Annotated in this window: 3 protein-coding genes; all 3 read right to left on the reverse strand. The window is 74.3% G+C overall.

The window, feature by feature from the left end; genetic code table 11:
• Position 1: 1 nt before the first annotated feature.
• The 3 genes from NAMU_RS19160 to NAMU_RS31925 all read right to left on the reverse strand — a co-directional run bounded on the left by NAMU_RS19160 (position 2) and on the right by NAMU_RS31925 (position 22,386).
• Positions 2-17,098: a non-ribosomal peptide synthetase gene (locus tag NAMU_RS19160; RefSeq protein ID WP_015748995.1), complete on the reverse strand. Its 17,097-nt coding sequence runs from the start codon at positions 17,096-17,098 to the stop codon at positions 2-4.
• Entirely contained in the window at positions 17,098-22,095 is a 4,998-nt protein-coding gene (locus NAMU_RS19165) for a non-ribosomal peptide synthetase (protein ID WP_015748996.1), read from the reverse strand. The genes NAMU_RS19160 and NAMU_RS19165 overlap by 1 nt, the downstream gene beginning before the upstream one ends.
• 69 nt (positions 22,096-22,164) lie before the next feature.
• Positions 22,165-22,386 carry an MbtH family protein gene (locus NAMU_RS31925; protein ID WP_041371018.1) on the reverse strand — a complete coding sequence of 74 codons (222 nt, stop codon included), beginning with the start codon at positions 22,384-22,386 and terminating at the stop codon, positions 22,165-22,167.
• Between the last annotated feature and the right edge of the window lie 202 nt (positions 22,387-22,588).

The raw sequence follows: 22,588 nt of genomic DNA on the forward strand, positions 1-22,588 counted from the left end.
TTCATTCGGCGAGCACCGCGGCCAGGTGCTGGAAGACACCGTTGCCGGCCTCGCCGTTGGTGAGGATCACGACGGCGTCGCCGGAGCGGAGCCGGCCGAACACCAGGGCCCGGAAGCCCGTGCACTCGCCCGTGTGTCCGTACTCGACGTCGCCCCCGCTGTCGTCGACGAGGGTGCCCAGCCCGTAGAACGCGCCCGGCACCGACCGGAGCATCTGCCCGGCGAGCTCGGGCCCGAGCAACGACGGCCCGAGATCCAGGGCCGACCGGCGGATCTCGATGGCCACCCGGGCCAGGTCGCTCGCCGTGGAGAACAGGCCGGCGGCCCCGACGTCGGGCCGGATCCGCCAGGGTTCCGGTCGCCGGCCGCCCTGGGCATCGTGCCCCCAGGCGGTCGCGGCCGGATCCGGCGGCTCGAAGCTGCTGTGCGTCATGCCCAGCGGGGCGAACACCTGCTCCCGCATGAGGTCGGCGAACCGGAGGCCGGTGGCCTCCGCGATCACCTGCTGGACCACCGCGTAGTTGCTGTTGGCCGCCCGGAACTCGGCGCCGGGGCGAAGCTCCGGCCCGATCGGCGGCGAGGTCACCGGCGGGCGACCGGCCAGCAGCTCGACCAGTTCGGGCATGGCCGCGCCCGGCGGGTAGTCGGCCTGCTCCGGCGCGCTGAGCCCGGAGGTGTGGCCCAGCAACTGGCGCAGCGTCACCGGCTCGTCCCCGGGAATGCGCCACTGCGTCAGGTACCGGTTGACGTCGACGTCCAGGTCCAGCACGCCGCGGCGCACCAGCTGCAGGGCGCCGACCGCGGTGACCAGCTTGCTGACCGACGCGACCGGGAAGATCGTCTCCGGCCGGACCGGGTCACCGCCCGCGCAGACCACGCCGAAGCCGGCGCACCCGGTGAGCTCGCCGCCGGTGACCATGGCGATCGAGACCCCCGGCACCCGGTGCTCGGCCATCGAGGCCAGCGGCGACGGGACCGGCCGGGCCGGCGGACGCGGCCGGTCGACCGGCGCGGTCGGCAGTGCGGTCGGCGGTGCGGCAACCGGCTCCAGCTCGGCCGCCAGCTCGCCGAGAGTCCGGTTCTCGTACAGCATCCGCAGCGACGGTTGCAGCCCGACGGCGTTCGCCTCGGCGACCACCCGGACCACGGCGATCGAGTGGCCACCCAGATCGAAGAACCGGTCGTGCAGGCCGACGTCCGGCACCCCCAGGACGCGCGAGAAGATCTCGGCGAGCTGCCGCTGCGCGGTGGTGCGCGGGGCGACGAACGCGCCGCGCGCCGGGACGGCCAGCTCGGGTACCGGCAGGGCCCGCCGATCGAGCTTGCCGTTCGGGGTGAGCGGGAAGGCCGCGATCGTCAGGTACGCGCCCGGCACCATGTACTCCGGCAACCGGCGCAACAGGTAGCTCCGCAGGTCGGCCGGGGTCGGCGCGCTCTGGCCGGCAGCCGGGACGACGTAGGCGACCAGGGACGGGCCGGCCGGCCCGGCGTGCCCGACGACCAGTGCGTCGGCCACGGCCGGGTGACTGATCACCGCCGCCCTGACCTCCCCCGGTTCGACCCGGAAGCCGCGGATCTTGATCTGGTCGTCGATGCGGCCACAGAACTCGAACGTGCCGTCCGGCCGGCGCCGGGCCCGGTCACCGCTGCGATAGCGGCGGCTGCCCGCTGGGCCGTGTGGGTCGGGCTCGAACCGCTCTGCGGTCAGCGCCGGACGGCCGAGGTAGCCGCGGGCGACACCGGGCCCGGAGACGGTGATCTCGCCGATCACGCCGGTGGGTACCGGCTCCCCGGCGCTGTCGATCAACTCGATGTGCAGGTCGGCCAGCGGTCGCCCGATCCGGTTCGCCGCACCGGGAGTCAGATCGGCCCGGGTGATCCGGTGATAGGTGGTGTGCACGGTGGTCTCGGTGATCCCGTACATGTTGATCAGGGCCACCCGGCCGAGCCCGTGCCGGGCCACCCAGGGCGCCAGCATCGGCATGTCCAGCTTCTCCCCGGCGAAGACCACGGTGCGCAGGGCGAGCCGGTCGATGCGCGGGTCGCCGGCCGCGGCCAGATCCACCAGGGCGCGGAACGCCGACGGGGTCTGGTTGAGCACCGTCACCCGCTGCTCGAGGAGCAGATCGAGGAACTCTCCCGGCGACCGGAGCATCGACTGCGGCACCACGACCAGCCGGCCGCCGTGCAGCAGCGCGCCCCACATCTCCCAGACCGACACGTCGAAGGCGAAGGAGTGGAACAGCGGCCAGCAGTCGGTCTCGTCGAAACCGTAGTGTTCCTGGCCGGTGTCGATCAGCCGAAGGACGTTAGCGTGGGTGAGGCAGACCCCCTTGGGCCGGCCGGTGGAGCCCGAGGTGTAGATGACGTAGACCAGATCGTCGGCCCGGCACCCGGTGACCGGGGCGGTCACCGGACGGTCCGTCAGGTCCTCGTCGTCGAGCAGCAGCACCGTGCCGTCGATCGTCGCGGGCAGCAGCGGGCGCTGCGCGGAGTGGGTGATCACGATCGGCGCCCCGGCGTCGCCGAGCATGTACGCCAACCGCTCCGGCGGCTGCACCGGATCCAGCGGCAGGTAGGCGGCCCCCGACTTGAGCACCCCGAGCAGCGCCGGGATCAGGTCCGGGCCCCGGTCCAGGCAGACCCCGACCAGGGTGCCCGGCCCGGCGCCGAGCTCGATCAGCCGGTGCGCCAGCCGGTTCGCGAGGCGGTCCAGCTCGCGGTAGGTCAGCTGCCGGTCACCGGCCCGCACGGCGACCGCGTCCGGGGTGGCCGCCGCCTGGTCGGCGAACCGCTGGGCCAGCGTGCCCGTCGGCGCCGGTGCATCGGCCGCGATCCCGGCGCTCACACCGGGTTCGGGCGTGGCGTGGTCCCCGGCCGGCAGGCACAGCCGGCCGCTGGAGCCGTCCGGGTCCGCGAGCAGGGCGTCGACCGCGGCGTCGAGCATGCCGGCGATCCGGGCCAGTGACCGCTCGCCCAGAACGGTGCTCTCGCTCTGCAGGTCGAAGGCGGTGGGCGAGGCGATGACCGACAGGGCGAACTCGGTGGCCCCCTCACCGACGGTGGTCCGGACCGCCGTCGTGGTCCCGGGCGCCGGCGCCGACCCCGGCTCCCCCGCCGCGGGCCGGTCGAGATCCTGATAGTTGAACAGGATCTCCACCACCCGACGGCCGGCGGCCCGCTGGATGGCGGGCACGGGGAACCGCCGGTGCGGCCACAGCTGAACCTCCCGGTCGAAGACCCGGCGGGCCAGCTCGCGCCAGCTGCCGGTGCTCCGGTCGTGCCCGAACGGCACGGTGTTCAGGAACATGCCCAGCAGCCGGTCGGCGCCGGCCACCTCGGGCCGGGCGTCGCACACCAGCCCGGAGGCGTAGGCGGCGTCCCCGGTGAGCTGGCCGAGCACCTTGAGGTGCAGCGCGTGCAGCACGGCCTTGAGCGGCACCCCGGTGGTACGGGCGAAGTCCCGCAACCGGTCCCCCCGGCCGGTCAGATCGACCCAGGCCCGGGTCACCGCGCGCGGTCCGGGGTCCTGCCAGCCGGTCGGCACCCGGGCCGCCGGGTAGTCGGCCGTGATGCCCAGCCAGTAGGCGGCGTCGTCGGGGTCCGCCAGCGCGGCCAACTCGCCGGCGATGAAGTCGGCGTAGCGGACGTCCGGCACGTCGGGCAGGACGACCTCGTCGCCGGCCCGCCGCTGCTGGTACGCGTCCAGCAGTTCCTCGACCAGCAGCCGCAGGCTCCAGCCTTCGGTGATGGCGTGGCTGATCGAGATGGTCAACCACCAGGTCCGGTCGTCCTCCAGGTGGGCGGCCAGGCGCAGCTGCGGCGCCCGCGCCGGGTCCAGCAGCGCGGTCCGCTCGGCGGCCAGGTACTGCTCGAGCCGTTCCCGGGCGACCTGGGCGTCCAGCCCGCGGCCGTCGATGACCGGCACGGGCAGCTCGACGTGCTGCTGCACCAGCTGCAGCGGCACCGAGAACCCGGACAGCGCAAAGGACGTGCGCAGCGTGTCGTGCCGGCGCAGCACCACCGCGACGGCGGCCCGCAACGCGTCCGGGTCCAGCGGCCCGTCGTCGGCGATCCGATGCGCGAGCACGCTGTGATAGGCGCCCCGACCGGCCGGGCCCCGCGCGGCCGTCATCTCGGCCAGCATGCCCAGCTGCACCTGGGACATCGGGTACGCGTCGGTCAACCCGTCCGGCAGGGCCGCCCGGTCAGCCGGCTCCAGCAGGGCGAACGGGGCGACGGTGGCCGGTTCCGGCTCGACACCCGGATCGAGCCCGGCCGCCAGCGCCCGCACGGTCCGCCGGGCGAACAGATCCCGCACCGACACGGCGTAACCGGCGGCGCGCAGCTCGCCGATCACCCCGACCGCACTGAGCGAATCCCCGCCCCGGTCGAAGAAGTCGTCGTCCCGTCCGATCTCGACGCCCAGCCGGCGGGTCCACACGTCGGCGACGAGTCGTTCGGCCGCGCCGACCGGCGGCGCGGACGCTGCCCCGGCCGCAGAATCCGGATCGGGCAGCGCGAGCCGGTCGAGCTTTCCGTTGGGCGTGATCGGCAGCGCGTCGACGGGGACGAACGCTGCCGGGATCATCGGCGCCGGCAGCCGGCGCCGGCACTGCTCGCGCAGCTCGTCCGGGGCCACCTCGCCGACCACCCACGCGACGAGCCGTCCCGCGCGCACCAGCACGGCCGCGTCCCGCGCCCCGGCCGCGACCAGGACCGCGCGGATCTCGCCGAGCTCGATCCGGTGTCCGCGGATCTTCACCTGGTCGTCGGCCCGGCCCAGGCAGTCCAGCACCCCGTCGGGCAACCAGCGACCGAGATCGCCGGTGCGGTACAGGCGAGCACCGGGCGGCCCGAACGGATCCGGCCGGAACCGATCGGCGGTCAGCCCGGGCCGGCCGGCATAACCGAGCGCCACCCCGGGGCCACCCACCCAGATCTCGCCGGGGACGCCGGCCGGGACCGGCTGCAGCCGGGAATCCAGCACGTAGGCGGTGGTTCCGGGCAGCGGCCGGCCGATCGGGATGCGCCCGTCCGGATCTCCCGGCGGCAACGCGAACGCGCAGTTGGCCACCGTGATCTCGGTCGGCCCGTACTCGTTGATCAGGCCGCCGGCACCCAGCGCGGTCGACCACCGGGCGGCCAGCTCGGTCGGCAGCGCCTCGCCGCCGACCAGGTACACGCCGGCCACGGCCGCGCCCGCGGCCGCCCCGAGCTGCTCGTCGAGCAGTTGCAGGTGGGCCGGGGTCAGCGAGACGACGCCGAACGGCCCGGCCGCGGCGAGCCACCCACCCAGGTCGGCCAGCTCCAGGTCGGCCGGGGCCAGGGCCAGCACCCGGCCGGTGCACAGGGGACCCCACAGCACGGTCATCGAGAAGTCGACCGCGGGCGAGGAGAACAGCGGGGCGCCCCCGGCCCCGCGGGTGGCCAGGTCGGTCGCCCACGGGTGCAGGTACGCCCACAGGTTGCGGTGGCTGGTCAGCACCCCCTTGGGCCGGCCGGTGGAGCCGGAGGTGAAGATCACGTAGGCGGGCAGGTCCGGGTCGACCTTCCCCGCCGGGCCGGTGGGGTCGGTCCCCGCGGCCCGGTCCAGCTCGGCCACCGTGGCCACCGGCACGCCGAGATCGACGGCCCGGTCGGCGATCACGAGCCCGGCCCGGACGTCGGCGAGCATCTCGGCGAGCCGGCCGGCCGGATGGGCCGGATCGAGCGGCACGAACGCGGCGCCGACCCGCCATACCCCGAGCAGCGCGGCCACCAGGTCCGGGCCCCGGTCCAGCAGGACACCGACCATGTCGCCCGCGGCCACGCCCCGGGCGGTCAGCCCGCCCGCGATCCGGGCCGCCCGCCGATCGAGGTCGGCGTAGCTCAGCGCGCCGCCGGCGAAGGTCACCGCGGTGGCCGCCGGGGTGGCCGCGACCTGCCGGGCAAAGGCGGCCGGCGCGGTCATCTCGGTGGGCGCGACCTCCGCCCCGCGCGGCCATTCCCGGGTCAGCCGGACATGGTCGGCCGGGGTCAGGAAGGTGGCCTGGGCGTCGCCGTCGGGGTCGGCAACCATCGCCTCGAGCACCCCGCGGTAGCTGCCGGCCAGCCGGTCCAGTTCGGCCGGGCCGATCCGGCCGCCGCTGGTGGCCAGGTGGATCAGGCCGCCGACGGTGCTGACGGTCAGCGGGAACTCGGTCGCCGCGTCACCCAGCGAGGCCTCGACGTCCACGACGGCCTCGTCCACCTGATGGAAGTCGTTGAAGTCGAACAGCACCTCCAGCAACGGCCCCTGTCCGGATTGGCCGGCGGCCGCCGTGATGGCACCCAACGGGAACCGGCGGTGCGGCCAGATGGCCAGTTCGGCCGCGAACACCGCCCGCACCAGGTCGGCCCAGGTTCGATCCGACCGCCGGTGCGGGAACGGCAGCGAGTTGATGTACATCCCCAGCACCCGTTCCGCGCCAGCCTGTTCCGGGCGGGCGTCGGCGACCAGACCGACGGAGAACTCCGGCAGCTCGGTGAGCCCGCTCATCACCGCCAGATGGGCGGCGTGCAGGACGGCCTTCACCGAGGTGCCGCACCGGGCGGCCAGCGTCCGCAGGTCGGCGTCCAGGTCCCGGTAGGAGACCGAGACCTGCCGGGCGGCCGGCGCGGGCCGGCCGGCGGTGATCGGCTCGGCCCAGGCCTCGGGCAGCCGCAGCGGCGGGTGGTCGACGAGCAGGGTGCGCCAGAACGCCCCCTCGGCCGGGTCGGCCACGGCCTGCCGCTCGGCCGCGACGAAGTCGGCGAAGCGCACGGCCGGGACGGTGACGGGTACGGTCCGACCGGCCCGGCACCGCCGGTAGCCGGCGACCAGATCGGCCAGCAGGGAGTTCAGGTCCCAGCCGCCGACGATCAGATGGCTCACCGTCAGGGTCAGCCACCAGGCCCCACGGTCCTGGTGGGCGGCCACCCGCAGCAGCGGGGCCACCGTCAGGTCCACCCCGGCGGCTCGCTCGGCGGCGGCGAAGCCGGCCAGGTCAGGTCCGGCGGTGCCCGGGTCGATCCCGGGTCGCTCGGCGGCGGGATGGTCGATGACCCGCACCGGCACCGTCGCGGTCCGGTGCACCAGCTGCAGCGGCACCGAGTAACCGGTCAGCTGGACCGAGGTGCGCAGCGCCTCGTGCCGTTCGACCAGCTCGGCCACCGCCCGGGCCAGCGCCGGCTGCTCGACCGGCCGCTCGTCCCAGATCCGGAACGAGGAGACGATCGTGTACAGCGCGTGGTCCGGGTCGGCCTGCGCCTGGACCGCCATGCCGACCTGCGCCTGGGTGGCCGGATAGGCGTCGACCACATCGGCCGGCAGCCGGTCCCGATCGGCCGGATCGAGCAGCGCGAACGGCGCCACCGGCGTGAACGGGGTCACCGCCTGCGCACCGTCGATGGACTCCGCCGCCGTGGCCCGACGCTCGAGCTCGGCCGCGAGCCGGGCGATGCTCTGCTGCACGAACACGTCCCGGACGTCGACGTTCAGGCCGGCCGCGCGCAGCGCGCCGACCAGCGCGACGGCGCGCAGCGAATCGCCGCCGACGTCGAAGAACGAGTCCTGCACGCCGATCCGGTCCAGGCCGAGCGCGGCCGCCCACCCGGCGGCCAGTCGCTCCTCCAGCGGGGTTCGCGGCGGGACGTACGGCGCCCGGCGGGCCAGCGCGTCGAAGCCGGGCCGGGGCAGCGCTGCCTTGTCCAGCTTGCCGTTGGTGGTCGTCGGGAACGCCGGCACGGTGACCAGCGCGGCCGGGACCATGTATTCGGGCAGGGACCGGCGCAGCCGGTCCCGCAGGTCGGCCGGGACGACGTCGGCGCCGGCGACCGGCACGAGGTAGCCGACCAGACTCTGCTCGATCAGCAGCACGACCGCGTCCGCCACCTCGGGCAGCGCGGACAGGGCGGCGGCGACCTCGCCGAGTTCCACCCGGTAGCCGCGGATCTTGACCTGGTCGTCGGCCCGGCCGAGGCTCTCGATGGTGCCGTCGGCCAGCCGGCGACCGATGTCGCCGGACCGGTACAACCGGCCGCCGGGCGCCGCGGCGAAGGGGTCGGGCCCGAACCGGTCCGCGGTCAGCTGCGGCCGGCCCAGGTAGCCGCGGGCCAGACCGGGCCCGCCGACGTGGATCTCGCCCGGCACCCCGATCGGCACCGGGTGGCCGTGCGGGTCGAGCACGTGCATCGACCAGCCCGGGAGGGGCAGGCCGACCCGGCTCACCTCCGGGGTGTCGAAGTCGGCCGCGACCAGCCGGTGGAAGCTGGAATGCACCGTGGTCTCGGTGATCCCGTACAGGTTGAGCAGGGCGGGGCGGTCCAGGCCGACCCGGCGCACCCAGGGCAGCAGGGCGGCGAAATCCAGCCGCTCGCCGCCGAACACGACCGCCCGCAGGGACAGCCGGTCGATCCGCGGATCCCCGTCGGCGGCCGCGGCGACCAGGGACCGGAAGGCGGACGGGGTCTGGCTCAGGATGCTGACCCGCTCGGCGACCAGCAGGTCCAGGAAGGCGTCCGGGTTGCGCGCGACGTCCGCCGGCACCACGACCAGGGTGCCGCCGTGCCGCAGCGCCCCCCACATCTCCCACACCGAGACGTCGAAGGCGTACGAATGGAACAGCGTCCAGACGTCGTCCGCGCCCATCGCCACCCGGTCCTGGGTGGCCGCGAACAGTGCGTCCACGTTGGCGTGGGTGAGCAGCACGCCCTTGGGCACCCCGGTCGAGCCGGAGGTGTAGATCGCGTAGATCAGGTTGTCCGGGGTGGACACGGTGACCGGGTCGCTGTCCGGGCCGGCCCCGATCGCCGCGGCGTCGGCGTGCAGGTCGATGACGGTGACCGCGGGGTCGACCGCCGGCGGGCCGGTGGTGATGTCAGCGGTGATGTCAGCGGTGATGCCGGTGGTGATCAGGATCCGGGCCCCGGAGTCGGCGAGCATGAACGCCCGCCGGTCGGCCGGGGTGGCCGGGTCGATGGGCAGGTAACCGGCCCCGGACTTGAGCACCCCGAGCACGGCCGGGATCAGCTCGGGTCCCCGCTCCAGGCAGACCCCGACCAGCTCGTCCGGCCCGACCCCGCACGAACGCAGGTGGTGGGCCAGTCGGTTGGCCTGCGCGTTGACCTGGGCGTAGGTGCGGCGGTCGGTTCCGCAGACCACCGCGATCGCGTCCGGCCGGGCGGCGGCCACGGCGGCGAACCGCTCGTGCAGCAGGGCCGGTTGGTCCAACCGGACCGGCGGGTTCCACTCGTGCAGCAGCCGATCCCGCTCGCCGGCCGGCAGGTGCACGGCACCGGCGTCGCCGTCCGGGTCGGCGGCCATCGCGGTCAGCACGGCGCCGTACATCGCCGACAGCCGGTCCATGTCGGTCCGGCCGATCACCCGGGTGGTGCTGCTCAGGCCGAGCAGGCCGCCCAGGGTGGTCACGTTGAGGTCGAATTCGGTGGGGCTGTTGGCGATCGTCGCGTCCAGGTCGACGGCATCGCCCCGGGCCACGTGGAAGTCCAGGTAGGTGAAGATCACGTTGAGCAGCGGTGCGCCGCCGGCCTGCCGCTGGATCGCCGGCAACGGCAACCGGCGGTGGGCGAAGGCGGCCAGTTCATCGGCGAAGACCCGTTGGACCCAGTCGGTCCAGCTGCCGGTGGGCCGTTGGCCCTTGAACGGCAACGTGTTCAGGTGCATGCCGAGCACCCGGTCGGCGCCCGCGGCCTCCGGCCGGGTGTCCCAGACCAGGCCGGTGCAGAACCGGTCCTGGGCGGTGAGCTGGCTGAGCACCTTGAGATGGGCGGCCAGGAAGACGGCCTTCATGGGGACCCGGGCGCGGACGGCCAGCGCGCGGAGTCCGGCCTCGACCGACTCCAACCGGACGCCGCCCAGGATCATCTCCGGTTCCGCCGTCTGGCGGGGCCGCCAGGTCGCCGGCAGCTCCAGCCGGGGATGGTCGGCCACCAGCTCAGCCCAGAACGCCCGATCCGAGGCCGAGTCGAGCGCGGCCTGCTCGGCGGCGATGAAGTCGGCGTAACGCACGGCCGGCGGCTCCGGGTGCGTCGGGACCCGCCCGTCGCGCCGGTCCCGGTAGTCGGCCAGCAGCTCCATCAGCATCTGGTGGTAGCTCCAGCCCTCGGTGATCGCATGGGACTGGGTGAAGGTGAGGCGCCACCGGTCGTCGGCCAGCCGGTGGACGGTGAACCGGGTGAGCGGGGCGAGGGTCAGGTCGAACAGTTCCCGGCCCTGCTCGGCCACGAATTCGGTGACGGCCCGGCGCTGCCCGGCCTCGTCCTGCCCGCGCAGGTCGACGATGCGCAGCGGGATCGCCGCGGTCGCGTGCACCAGCTGCAGGGGTACCGAGTAGCCGGTCAGATCGATGGCGGTGCGCAGGGTCTCGTGCCGGGTGGGCAGACCGGCCACCGCCGCGCGCAACGCCGGCTCCGACCACTCCTCGTTCTCCACCAGGAACGAGTTGACGCTCTGGTAGGCGTTGACGTCACCGTCGGTCAGGGTCTGCACGACCATGCCGAGCTGCACCTGGGACAGCGGGTAGGCGTCGGTCAGACCGTCCGGGAGGCGGTTCCGGTCGGCGTCGGTCAGCAGCGCGAACGGCGCCACCGGTTCGATCTCGACCGGGGCCGGCCGGCCGGTCAGCAACTCGGCCAGCCGGGCGACGGTCTGCTGCTCGAAGACGTCCCGGACGGCGGCCGGGAAGCCGGCCGCCCGCATCCGGGTGACCAGGGTGAGCACCCGGATGGAGTCGCCGCCGAGCTGGAAGAAGCTGTCCTCGACACCGATCTCGTCCAGGTCGAGCACCTCGCGCCACACCTGGACCAGCCGCGCCTCGACGTCGGTCCGCGGGGCCAGGGCCGCCCGCAGGGCGGGCATCGCGGCCCGGTCCGGCTGGCCCAGCGCGGCCCGGTCGATCTTGCCGGTGGCGGTGAGCGGCAGCGCGTCGCGGAACACGACGGCCGCCGGCACCAGGTAGTCCGGCAGCCGATCGGCGCACCACCGGACGATCGTGGCCGCTTCCAGGGCCCCGTCGCGGTCGGAATCGTGGTCGGGGTCGGGCACCACCGTGGCCATCAGCACGTCGCCGTCGTGCACGGTGACGACCGCGTCCCGGACCCCGGGGCACCGGCGTAGCTGCGCGGCGATCTCCCCCGGCTCCACCCGGTAGCCACGGATCTTGACCTGGTCGTCGATCCGGCCCAGCACCTCCAGCCCGCCGTCGGGCCGCAGCCGGCCCAGGTCGCCGCTGCGGTAGAGCCGGGATCCGGGCGGTCCGAACGGGTTCGGCACGAACCGCGCGGCGGTCAGGTCCGGCCGGCCGAGATAGCCGCGGGCCAGACCGTGCCCGGCCAGGTGGATCTCCCCCGGCACCCCCACCGGTACCGGTTCGCCGTCGGCGTCCAGCACGACCATCCCGATCCCGGCGAACGGCCGGCCGGCCCGGTTGAGCCCGCTGCTGACGTCCACCGGTTCGAACTGCTGGGCGGCGCTTTCCACCGTGGTCTCGGTGATGCCGTACAGGTTGTACAGCCGGGGGCTGTGCCAGCCCCGGCGGTCGGTCCAGGGCGGCAGCTCGGCCGGCGCCGGCCGCTCACCGGCCAGGAGCACGGTGCGCAGCGCCAGGTCGGCGATCCGCGGATCGTCCTGGGCGGCCAGGTGCACCAGCCCGCGGAAGGCCGACGGGGTCTGGTCGAGCACGGTGACCCGGTACCGGACCAGCGCGTCCAGCAGGTCCTCCGGGGACCGCACGGTCGACCACGGCAGCACCGCGACCTGCCCGCCGACCAGCAGCGCGCCGAAGATCTCCCACACCGACACGTCGAAACCGAAGGAGTGGGCGGCCGCCCACACGTCGTCCGCACCGAAGCCGAACCGTTCCCCGGCCGCGGCCAGGAAGCTCAGCACGTTGGCGTGGGTGGCCATCACGCCCTTGGGGGCCCCGGTGGAGCCCGAGGTGTACATCACGTAGGCCAGCGCGTCGGGATCGACCGGCGGAACCGGGTAGCCGGCCGGGTCGATGACCGCATCCGGGTCGACGACCAGGACGCGACCGGGCAGCAGCGGCGCCAGCGCGGCGGCATTGGCCGCATCGGTGACCAGGGCGTCCACCGCGGCGTCGGCGAGCAGGAAGGCGATCCGTTGGGTGGGCAGGTTCGGCTCGATCGGCAGGTAGGCGGCTCCGCTGCCCAGCACCCCGAGCAGGGCCGGCACCAGCGCCGGACCCCGGTCCAGGCAGATCGCGACCAGCCGCTCGGGTCCGGTGCCGTGCCGGGCCAGCCGGCCGGACAGGTCGGCGGCCAGTGCGGCCAGGGCGCGGTAGCTCAGCGTGTGCTCGCCGCAGTGCACGGCCGGGGCGTCCGGCGTGCGCGCGACCTGGGCGGCGAACGCGGCCGGGATGGTCCGGGCCACCGGCGGATTCGGGCCGGTGGTCAGCCCCTGCAGGGCGGCGGCTCGATCCTCCGCGGGCAGCCGGACGGCCCGGGCGTCACCGTCCGGATCGGCCGCCATCGCCTCCAGCACGGCCCGGTACATGCCCAGGATGCGCTGCGCGTGCGCGCGGTCCAGGGTCTGCGGGTGGGCGGTCAGGTGGATGTGGCCGCCGCGGCTGGAGACCGACAGGCCGAACTCGGTGACGCTGTTGTCCAGGGTCGCCGGGTGGTCGATCATGCCCGCGTCGAGTTGCCGGAAGTCCTGGTAGTTGAAGTACACGTCGACCAGCGAGTCGGCGCCCACCGCCCGCTGGATGGCCGGCAGCGGGAACCGGCGGTGCGGCCACAGCTCGATCTCCCGGGCCAGCACCTGGGCGACCAGCTCGCGCCAGGTGCCGGCGGTGCGGTCGTGCACGAACGGCAGCGTGTTGATGTACATGCCGTAGACGCGGTCGGCGCCGGTGACTTCGGGACGGCCGTCGCAGACCAGGCCGGCGGTGAACGTGCGCTCGGCGGTCAGCTGGCTGAGCACCTTGAGGTGGGCGGCCAGCATCACCGCCTTGAGCGAGGCTCCGGCGGCTCGGGCCAGCTCGCGCAGGGCCGGGTCGAGGTCGTGCACGGGCACGGCAACCACGTAGGACTCGGTCAGCGGATCACCGGCCGGCGGCGGCGCGCCCCAGCCGTCCGGCAGGCTGAACGTGGGCACCGCGGCGACCCGCCGCCAGTACTCCTGGTCGGCCGGCGAATCGAGAGCGGCCAGCTCGGCGGCCACGAAGTCGGCGAAGCGGACGCCGGGCGCCGCGTAGGGCTCGATCGGCTGGCCGTCCCGGAACTGCCCGTACAACCCGAGCAGCTCCATCAGCAGGCTGTGGTGGCTCCAGCCCTCCAGGATCGGGTGGCATTCGGTGATCGAGAGCCACCAGCAGCCGTCGTCGCCGCCGTGCGCGGCAATGCGGAGCAGGGCCGGGGAACGGACGTCGAAGACCCGCGCGCGCTCCGCGGACTGGAACGCCAGTAGTGAATCCCGCACCGCGGCGCCGTCCAGTCCGGCGAGATCGTGCACCTGCAACGGCATCTGGGCCGTGGCGTGCACCAGCTGCAACGGTCGCGAGTAGCTGTCCAGGTCGAACCCGGTGCGCAGCACCTCGTGCCGCCGGGTCACCTCGGCCGCGGCCGCCCGCAACGCCGGCGCGGAGACCGGCCGCGCGTCCCGGATCCGGAACGAGGTGACGTTGTGGTACGGATTGCGCTGCTCGTCGGCCAGCATCGAGACCAGCATGCCCAGCTGGGCCTGGGCCACCGGGTAGGCGTCGACCACGCCCGGCGGGAGCCGGTCCCGGTCCTGCGCGTCGATCAGCGCGAACGGCTCGACCCGGGAATCCGGGGCGGTGCCGGCCTCACCGGCGTCACCGGTCAGGTGACCGGCGAGCTGGCCGATGGTGCGGTACGAGAACAGGTCCCGGACGCTGACCCGCAGGCCGGCGGCCGACATGGCCCCGGCCAGGGCCACCGCCCGGATGGAGTCGCCGCCGAGGTCGAAGAAGCTGTCGTCGACGCCGACCGCGGGCACCTCCAGCACGTCCCGCCAGATCTGCGCGAGCCGGCGTTCCAGGTCGGTGCGCGGGGCCAGGAAGCCGGCGCCGGTGGACATGTCGGCGCGGCCGGGCGCGGGCAACGCCCGCTTGTCCAGCTTTCCGTTGGTCGTCAGCGGCAAGGACGCGAGGGCGACGAACGCGGACGGGATCATGTATTCGGGCAGGGTGCGGCCCAGGTCGGCGCGCAGCCGCTCGGGATCGAGCCGGCGGCCGGCGTCCGGCACCAGGTAGGCGACCAGCCGTTTGTCGCCCGGCGTGGGTTCGCGCACCACGACGACGGCCTCGCGTACGTCCGGCTGGGCGCCCAGGGCCAGCTGGATCTCGGCGAGCTCGATCCGGAATCCCCGGATCTTGACCTGGTCGTCGATGCGTCCGTCGAAATGCAGCCCGCCGTCGGGGCTGCGGTGGGCCAGGTCGCCGCTGCGGTAGAGGCGGCCACCCGGCGCGCCGAAGGGATCGGGCACGAACCGGGCCGCGGTCAGCTCCGGCCGGTTGAGGTAGCCACGGGTGACTCCCGGCCCTCCGACGTGGATCTCGCCCGGCACACCGGTCGGGACCGGTCGGCCGTCCGGGTCGAGCAGGTAGATGCGCAGATCCGCCAACGGCTCCCCCACCGGGTTGCCCAGCGCGGCGTCCAGATCCTGCGGCCGGGTCGGGTAGTAGCTCGAATGCACGGTCGTCTCGGTGATCCCGTACATGTTGGCCAGCCGGGTGGTGGCCAGGTCGCGCCGCGCCACCCACGGCACCAGGTCGGCGAACTCCAGCTTCTCCCCGGCGAACACCACCGCCCGCACGGCCAGCTCGTCGATCCGTGGATCGCCGGCGCCGGCCAGTGCGACCAACCCCCGGAATGCCGTCGGGGTCTGGTTGAGCATGGTCACCCGGTGCCGGACCAGCAGGTCCAGGAAGTCCTCCGGGGACCGGGTGACCGCGGACGGCACCACCACCAGGGTGCCGCCGAACAGCAGGGCGCCCCACAGCTCCCACACGGAGACGTCAAAGGCGTAGGAGTGGAACAACGGCCAGACGTCCTGGTCGGAGAAGTCGTACAGCTCGTGCCCGCGGGCCAGCAGCCGCACGACGTTGGCGTGGGTGACGCACACGCCCTTGGGCCGGCCGGTGGAGCCCGAGGTGTAGATGACGTACGCGAGGTTGTCCGGCCGGGCCCGCACGATCGGGTCGGCGGCCGACTCGTCCTGCCAGAACAGGCGATCCAGCAGCACCACGACGACATCGGGGCCGAGCCCGCCCAGCCGGGGCCGCAGATCGGAGGTGGTGACGATGATCCGGGCCCGGGCGTCGCCGACCATGTAGGTCAGCCGATCGCTGGGCTGGGCCGGGTCCAGCGGCAGGTACGCGGCGTCGGCCTTGAGCACGCCCAGCAGCGCCGGGACCAGCTCGGGACCACGCGAGAGGCACACGCCGACGATCGATTCCGGGCCGGCGCCGAGCCCGCGCAGGTGGTGCGCCAACCGGTTCGACCGGCGGTTGAGCTCGGCGTAGCTGAGCCGGCTCCCCGGCTCGCCGTCGACCAGGACGGCCGGGGCGTCCGGGCGCGCCGCTACCTGCGTGCGCAGCAGCTGGTGCAGGCAGCCCGGCACCGGTTCGGCCTCCACCACAGCGCGGGCCGGCACCAACCGGGCCAGCTCGTCGGCGCCGAGGATGGGCAGCGCCGACACCGCGAGCTGCGCGTCCGCGGCCACGGCGGCCAGCAACCGCTGCAGGTGGGAGGCCATCCGGCGGACCGTCGAGGCGTCGAACAGGGCGGTCGCGTACTCCAGGTGGGCGACCGGTCGGTCCTGGTCCCACTCGACCTGCAGGGTCAGGTCGAACCGGGCCACCGGTGACGGCGCGCCGGCCGCCGTGGCGGCCAACCCGGGCAGCTCGATCACCCCGGCCCGCGACTCCTGCATCGCGAAAGCCACCTGGAACAAAGCGGTCCGGGACATGTCGCGCTCGGGCTGCAGGTCGTCGACGAGCCGGGCGAAGGGCATCGCGACGTGCGCGAAGGCCTGGCCGACCCGGGTCCGGTTCGCGGTGAGCAGCTCGGCGAAGGTCGGATCCCCCGACCAGCGTCCGCGCAGCACCAGGCTGTTGATGCCGTAGCCGATGAGCTCCTGCATCTCCGGCCGGGTGCGGGTGCTCACCACGGTGCCGACGGGCACGTCGGTCCGGCCGGTGTACCGGCCGAGCAGGACCTGGAATGCGGTCAGCAGCACCATGAACGGGGTCGTATCGGTGGTCCGGGCCAGCTCGGCCAGACGGTGGGCGACGGCCGGCGGCACCGCGAACGTCTCGGTCGCGCCGTGCCAGTCCCGTCGGGCCGGGCGCGGGCGGTCGACCGGCAGTTCCAGCGGCGCCAGATCGGACAGCTCGGTCCGCCAGAACGCCAGATCGGTCTCGTCCGCCCGCTCGGCCTCCGCGGCCGCGTAGTCGGCCCACTGCACGGGCAGCTCGGCCAGCGGCCGGCCCAGGTAGGCGGTCCGCAGGTCGGTCAGGAACACCCGGACCGACCAGTCGTCACAGGCGATGTGGTGGAACAGCACGGTGAGCAGGTGGTCGTCCGGCCCGATCTCGATCAGCTGGACCCGCAGCGGCCACTGCTCGGCCAGGTCGAACGGCCGGCCGCAGAAGCGGTAGGCCAGATCGGTGGCCGTCGCGACCGCCCCGGCGGGGTCGGTCATCTCGACGAACTCGAACGGCGCGGCGCCGGCCGGGTCGATCACCTGTACCGGCCGGTGATCGACCAGGCGATACCGCGTGCGCAGGATCTCGTGCCGGGCCACGACCGCGTCGATCGCCGACCGCAGTCGCGTGCGGTCCAGCGCGCCGGTCAGCCGCAGCACCAGCGGGGCCGCGTACTCCCAGCTGTCCGGTTCCAGCCGGGACAGGAACCACATCTGCCGCTGCCCCGCGGACAGCGGGATCGGACCGCCGCGGCGCGTCGCCGGCAGCGTGGGCTCGCGTCGCCCCGGGGCGCGGCCGGCCAGTCGCCGCTGCAGCAGCCGGGCCCGGACGGCGGCCAGGTCGTCCGCGCCGGCGGCGGGCGGCTCGATGATGCCGGTCGTCATCAGGCGACCTCCTCGGCCAGCCGGCTGCGGACCTCGTCGTCGGACAGCGCCTCGATGTCGGCGAGCACCGCGTCCTCGATGACGGCGGCCAGCCCGGCGATGGTCGGGTTGGTGAAGACCGCGGCCACCGGAATGGCGACGTCGAACTCGCTCTGGATCCGGGCGACCAGCCGGAGCACCAGGATGGAATGCCCGCCCACCTGGAAGAACCGGTCGTCGATGCCGACCTCGACACCGAGCAGGTCGGTCCAGATCGCGGCGACCCGCTCCTGCACCGGCGTACGGGGACGACGCGGCCCGGCGGACGCCGCGGTCGGGTCCGGCAGCCGGTCGCGATCCAGCTTGCCGTTGGCCGTCAATGGCACCGAGGGGATCTCGAGCAGGACGGCCGGGACCAGGTAGTCGGGCAGTCGATCCCGGCAGGCCGCGAGCAACTCGTCGACCGCCGGCGGGTTGTCGGGTGTGGCGGGCACGACGTAGCCGATCAGCCGCTGCCGGTCGGCGACCACGACGGCGTCGCGGACGGAGGGCGCGGCCACCAGCACGGCCCGCACCTCGTCCGGCTCCACCCGGTACCCGCGGATCTTGACCTGCTGGTCGGCCCGGCCCAGCACATCCAGTCCGCCGTCCGGCAGCCGCCGGACCAGGTCACCGGTGCGGTAGAGCCGGGCTCCGGGCGGCCCGTCGGGGGCGGGCAGGAACCGCTGCGCGGTCAGGGCCGGATCGCCGACGTAGCCGTCGGCGACGCCGGCGCCGCCGACGAACAACTCGCCGACCGCGCCGTCAGCGACCGGCCGCAGCTGCTCGTCCAGCAGGACCGCGGTGGTGCCGGGCAGGGCGGTGCCGATCGGCACCCGGGCGCCGGCGCCGACCTCGGCGACCCAGTGCGCGGCATCGGCCACCGTGATCTCGGTCGGGCCGTACTCGTTGACCAGCCGGTCCGGGCCCAGCACGGCCAGCCAGTGGCGGGCCAGTTCGGCCGGGAACGCCTCGCCCCCGACCACGTAGACGGCGGCCAGCGCGTCGACGTCGGCCTCGTCGAGCTGATCGCCCAGCACCTCGAGCTGCCCCGGGGTGAGCTTGACGAAGGAGAACGGCCCGGCCGCGACCAGCTGCCGGCCCAGCTCCGAGAGCTCCAGGTCCTCGGGCAGCAGCAGCACCCGCTGGCCGCAGAGCAGCGGCGCCCACAACGCGGTGACCGACATGTCGAAGGCGATCGAGGAGAACACCGGGGCGCCCCCGGTGCCGGCCGCGGCGAGCCGGTCCACGGCCCAGCTGGTCAGGTAGTGGGCCAGGTTGCCATGGGTGATCCGGACGCCCTTGGGGGCGCCGGTCGAGCCGGAGGTGAAGATGACGTAGGCCGGCTGCTCGGCGACCGCCGGCCGGGCCGGGAAGCGGCCGTCGCCGGCCGTGATCTGCTGCGGGCCAAGGATGCTCGGTCCGGCCTGGGATCGCGCCGGGTCGTCGGTCACCAGCACCGGCGCGGCGGCGGTGGCCAGCACGGTCGCCAGTACGGTGGCCAGCCGGCCGGCCGGAATCGCCGGATCCAACGGCAGGTACGCGGCCCCGACCTTCCACACGCCCAGCAGCGCGGCGAGCAGGTCGGTGGACCGGCCGAGCAGCACCGGCACCACGTCGCCCGGGCCGACCCCGAGCCGGTCGAGGGCGCGGGCCCAGTCGTCGCTGCGCTGCTCGAGCTGCGCGTAGGTCAGCCGGCCGTCGGCGGCCTGCACGGCCACGGCGCGCGGGCAGCGGGCCGCGCGGGCGCCGATCAGCTCGTGCACGCCGGCGGCGCGGCCGGTGCCGTCGGTGGATCCGGGCGCCGGTCCGGCCCCCAGCCGGTCGTCGGCACCGGGCAGCGCGGACAGCCGCAGGTCGGGGTTGACGGTCACCGCGGTGATCACCTGTTCCAATCGGGTGGCGAACTGCGCCACGGTGGACCTCTCGAACAGAGAAGTGGCGTACTCCAGCGCCCCGGTCATCTCGCCGCCGGCGCGGTGCCAGACGAAGAACGTCAGGTCGGTCTTGGCCACCCGCCAGGCCTGCTGGAAGGCCAGGTCGGCGGCCGGATCGGCGGCGCCGGTGGTGGCCAGGCCGCCGGCCTGCAGGTCGAACCCGACCTGGTAGATGGGCGTGCGGGACAGGTCCCGGCGGGGCAGCACCTCGTCCACCACCCGCTCGAACGGGACCTGCGCGTTGGCCTGCGCGTCCAGCCAGGTGGCCCGCACCCGGGCGACCGCCTCGGCGAAGGTCGGGTCCGCGGACAGGTTGCAGCGCAGGGCGATCGGGTTGAGGAACGGGCCGACCAGGTTTTCGAACTCGGGCCGGGTGCGACCGGCCACCGGGCTGCCGACGGCGAAGTCGAGCCGTCCGGTGTGCCGGGCCAGCGTCATCGCGAAGGCCGCGAGCAGGGTGACGAAGGGGGTCACGCCGAGCTGCCGGGACACGGCCTCCACGGCCGCCGCCCGCTCCCCGGTCAGCTGAACCGGCACCCCGGATCCGCTGACGTCGCGCTCGGCCGCCCGCGGCCGGTCGGCCGGCAGCTCCAGCGGTTCGATGCCCTGCAGCTGGGCCCGCCAGTAGGCCAACCCGTCCCGCAGGGCCGGGGCGCCGAGCCGTTCGTGCTGCCAGGCGGCGTAGTCGGCGAACCGCAGCGGCAACGCCGGCAGATCGGCCGGCTCGCCGGTCAGGGCGGCCCGGCACAGCCGGGTCAGGTCCCGTTCCAGGACCACAGCCGACCAGCCGTCGGTGGCGATGTGGTGCACGGTGAGCAGCACGACGGCGGGCCGGTGCGGGATCCGGACCAGCATCGCCCGCCAGATCGGGCCGTTCTCCAGATCGAAGCCGCGGCCGAACTGCTCGCCGAACAGCCCGGGCAGGGCGTCCTCGGTGGCCGCGTCGACGACCCGGAGTTCGACCGGTCCGGCCGGGCCGGTGACCGCGACCGGTTCCCCGGCCCGGTCGGCGAACCGGGTCCGCAGCACCTCGTGCCGCCGTTCCAGCTCGGTCAGGGCCCCGGCCAGCTGCTCGGCCGAGAGTTCGGCGGGCACCCGCAGGAAGATCGGGGCGACCCACTCTAGCCCGCCCGGCCGCACCCGGTCGGAGAACCACAGGCGGCGTTGACCGGACGAGAGCACCGGCATCCCCGCCGGCGTCCCCTCTGGCGTCGGTGCCGGCGCCTGTGTCGGGCGCTCGGTCGGCCCCGGTTCCGAGGCGGATTCGTCGGACAGCTCAACGAGCAGCTCAGGGGGCAGCAGGCGGGCCTGCGCCTCGACGGTCGCGGCGTCGAACAACCCGCGCAGGTCGATGGCCCCGCCACACGCCTTCGCCAGGCGGCTGGCCAGCCGGGTCAGCATCAGCGATTCACCGCCCAGGGCCAGGAAGTCCTCGTGCACGCCGACCCGGTCCAGCTGCAACAGGTCGCACCAGACCTGGGCGACGATGCGCTCGGCCGGAGTGCGCGGGGCGACGAACGCCGGTTCCGCCGCCTCGTCCGGCCCGATCTCGGGCAGCGCGGCGCGGTCCAGCTTCCCGCTGCCGGTCCGGGGCAGCTCGGCCAGCCGGCGCACCACGGCCGGCACCATCGCCTCCGGGAGCCGGCCGCGCAGGTGGGCCCGCAGCTCGTCGGTGGATACGTCCCGGTCCGCCTGGACGAAGGCGACCAGCCGCAGCCCGGCGTCGCCGATCGGCCGGGCCACCACCGCGGCCAGGTTGATTGCGGGATGGGCGGCCAGCGCCGCCTCCACCTCGGCCGGTTCGATCCGGACGCCGTTGATCTTGACCTGGTCGTCGGACCGGCCCAGGAACTCCAGCACGCCGTCGGGCCGCCGGCGGGCCCGGTCACCGGTGGCGTACATGCGGGATCCGTCGCCGGCGAACGGGTTCGGCCGGAAACCGGCCGCGGTCAGGTCCGGGCGACCCTTGTAGCCGCGAGCCACCCCGGCACCGGCGGCATACAGATCGCCGGTCACCCCGTCCGGGACCGGGGTCAGATTCTCGTCCAGGACCAGCAGCTCGATGCCGTCGATCGCCCGGCCGATCGGCACCGGGCCGGTGCCGCCGACCTGGACCGGGAACGCGGTCACGTCGATCGCACATTCGGTGGGACCGTAGGTGTTCCACACCTCGGGCCGCCGCGGGGCGGTGGCCAGCCGCCGGGCCAGCTCGTAGTCCAGCGGCTCACCGGCCGAGAACACCAGGCGCAGCCGGTGGGCCCGCGCCCACGCCGGTTCGGCGGCCAGCGGCCGCAGCACCGACGGCACCCCCTGCAGGATGGTGATGGCCCGCTCGGCCACCACGGTGGCCATCGCCTCGACCGACCGCTCCACGCCCGGCGCCGGCAGGACCACGGTGCCGCCGCTGATCAGCGGCGCGAAGATCTCCCATGCGGCCGCGTCGAAGGCGATCGAACTCTTCTGCAGCACCCGGTCGGTGGCCGCCAGGCCGTGCCGGCCGACTGTCCACCGGACCCGGTTGGCGATGCCCTCGTGGGTGATCACCACGCCCTTCGGCCGGCCGGTGGATCCTGAGGTGTAGACGACGTAGGCCGCGTTCGCCCCGCCCACCAGTGACGCCGGCGCCCGCCCGTCGGTGCGCGGGTCGGTGCCGGCGTCCGGCTCGAGCGTCAGCTGCCGCACCCCGGTGCCGGTCAGCAGCTGCTCGGTCAGCCGGTCGACCAGGACCAGCGCGGTGGCGCTGTCGGTGATCATCCCGGCGTTGCGCGCGGCCGGGTGCGTCGGATCGATCGGCAGGTAGGCGCCCCCCGCCTTCCAGGTGGCCAGCAGCGCGACCACCAGGTCGACTCCCCGGGTCAGGCAGACCCCCACCACCGACTCCGGCTGCACGCCCTGCGCGCGCAGGATGTACGCCAGCCGATTCGCGCGATAGTCCAGATCGGCGTAGGACAGCCGTCGGTGATCATCCTCGACGGCGACGGCGTCGGGCGTCCGCGCCGCCTGCGCCGCGAACAGTTCGGGCAGCAGCTGCATCTCGGTCATCGGGTCCTCGAAGAAGGGCGGGGAATGGGATTCCCGGGCGGACGACGGAACGGCGGGGGCGCCGGTGGGCTAGGCGTGCGCCAGGTCCATGCGGCGCCGCAGGCTCAGCGGACGCATGTCCGTCCAGACCTCGGTGATGTGCGCCAGGCACGCATCCTTCGGGCCGACGGTGCCGTCCGCCTCCCAGCCCGCGGGCACGTCGCGCCCGGCCGGCCAGATCGAGTACTGCTCCTCGGCGTTGCGCACCACCAGGTAGATCGGCTCGTTCTCGCCCGCGTTGGTGTTGTGCACGGCGTTGTTGTTGTTCGCGTTGTTGTTGTTCGCGTTGTTGTTGTTCACGTTGTTGTTGTTCACGGCGTTGATGCCGTTGTTGTTCGCGCCGTTGTTGTTCGGGGCATTGTTGTTCTGGACGTTGTTGTTCGCGCCGTTGCTGTTGTTGCCGTTGTTGGTGGTGCCGTTGTGGGTGGTGACGTTGTCGGACATGCCTGCTCCT

This window comes from Nakamurella multipartita DSM 44233, from assembly GCF_000024365.1.
GTDB classification, from domain to species: domain Bacteria; phylum Actinomycetota; class Actinomycetes; order Mycobacteriales; family Nakamurellaceae; genus Nakamurella; species Nakamurella multipartita.

What these genes read in the sequence shown, in the direction of transcription:
- NAMU_RS19160 (WP_015748995.1), bottom strand. Translation starts at nt 17,098, where the DNA reads ATGACGACCGGCATCATCGAGCCGCCCGCCGCCGGCGCGGACGACCTG.
- NAMU_RS19165 (WP_015748996.1), bottom strand. Translation starts at nt 22,095, where the DNA reads ATGACCGAGATGCAGCTGCTGCCCGAACTGTTCGCGGCGCAGGCGGCG.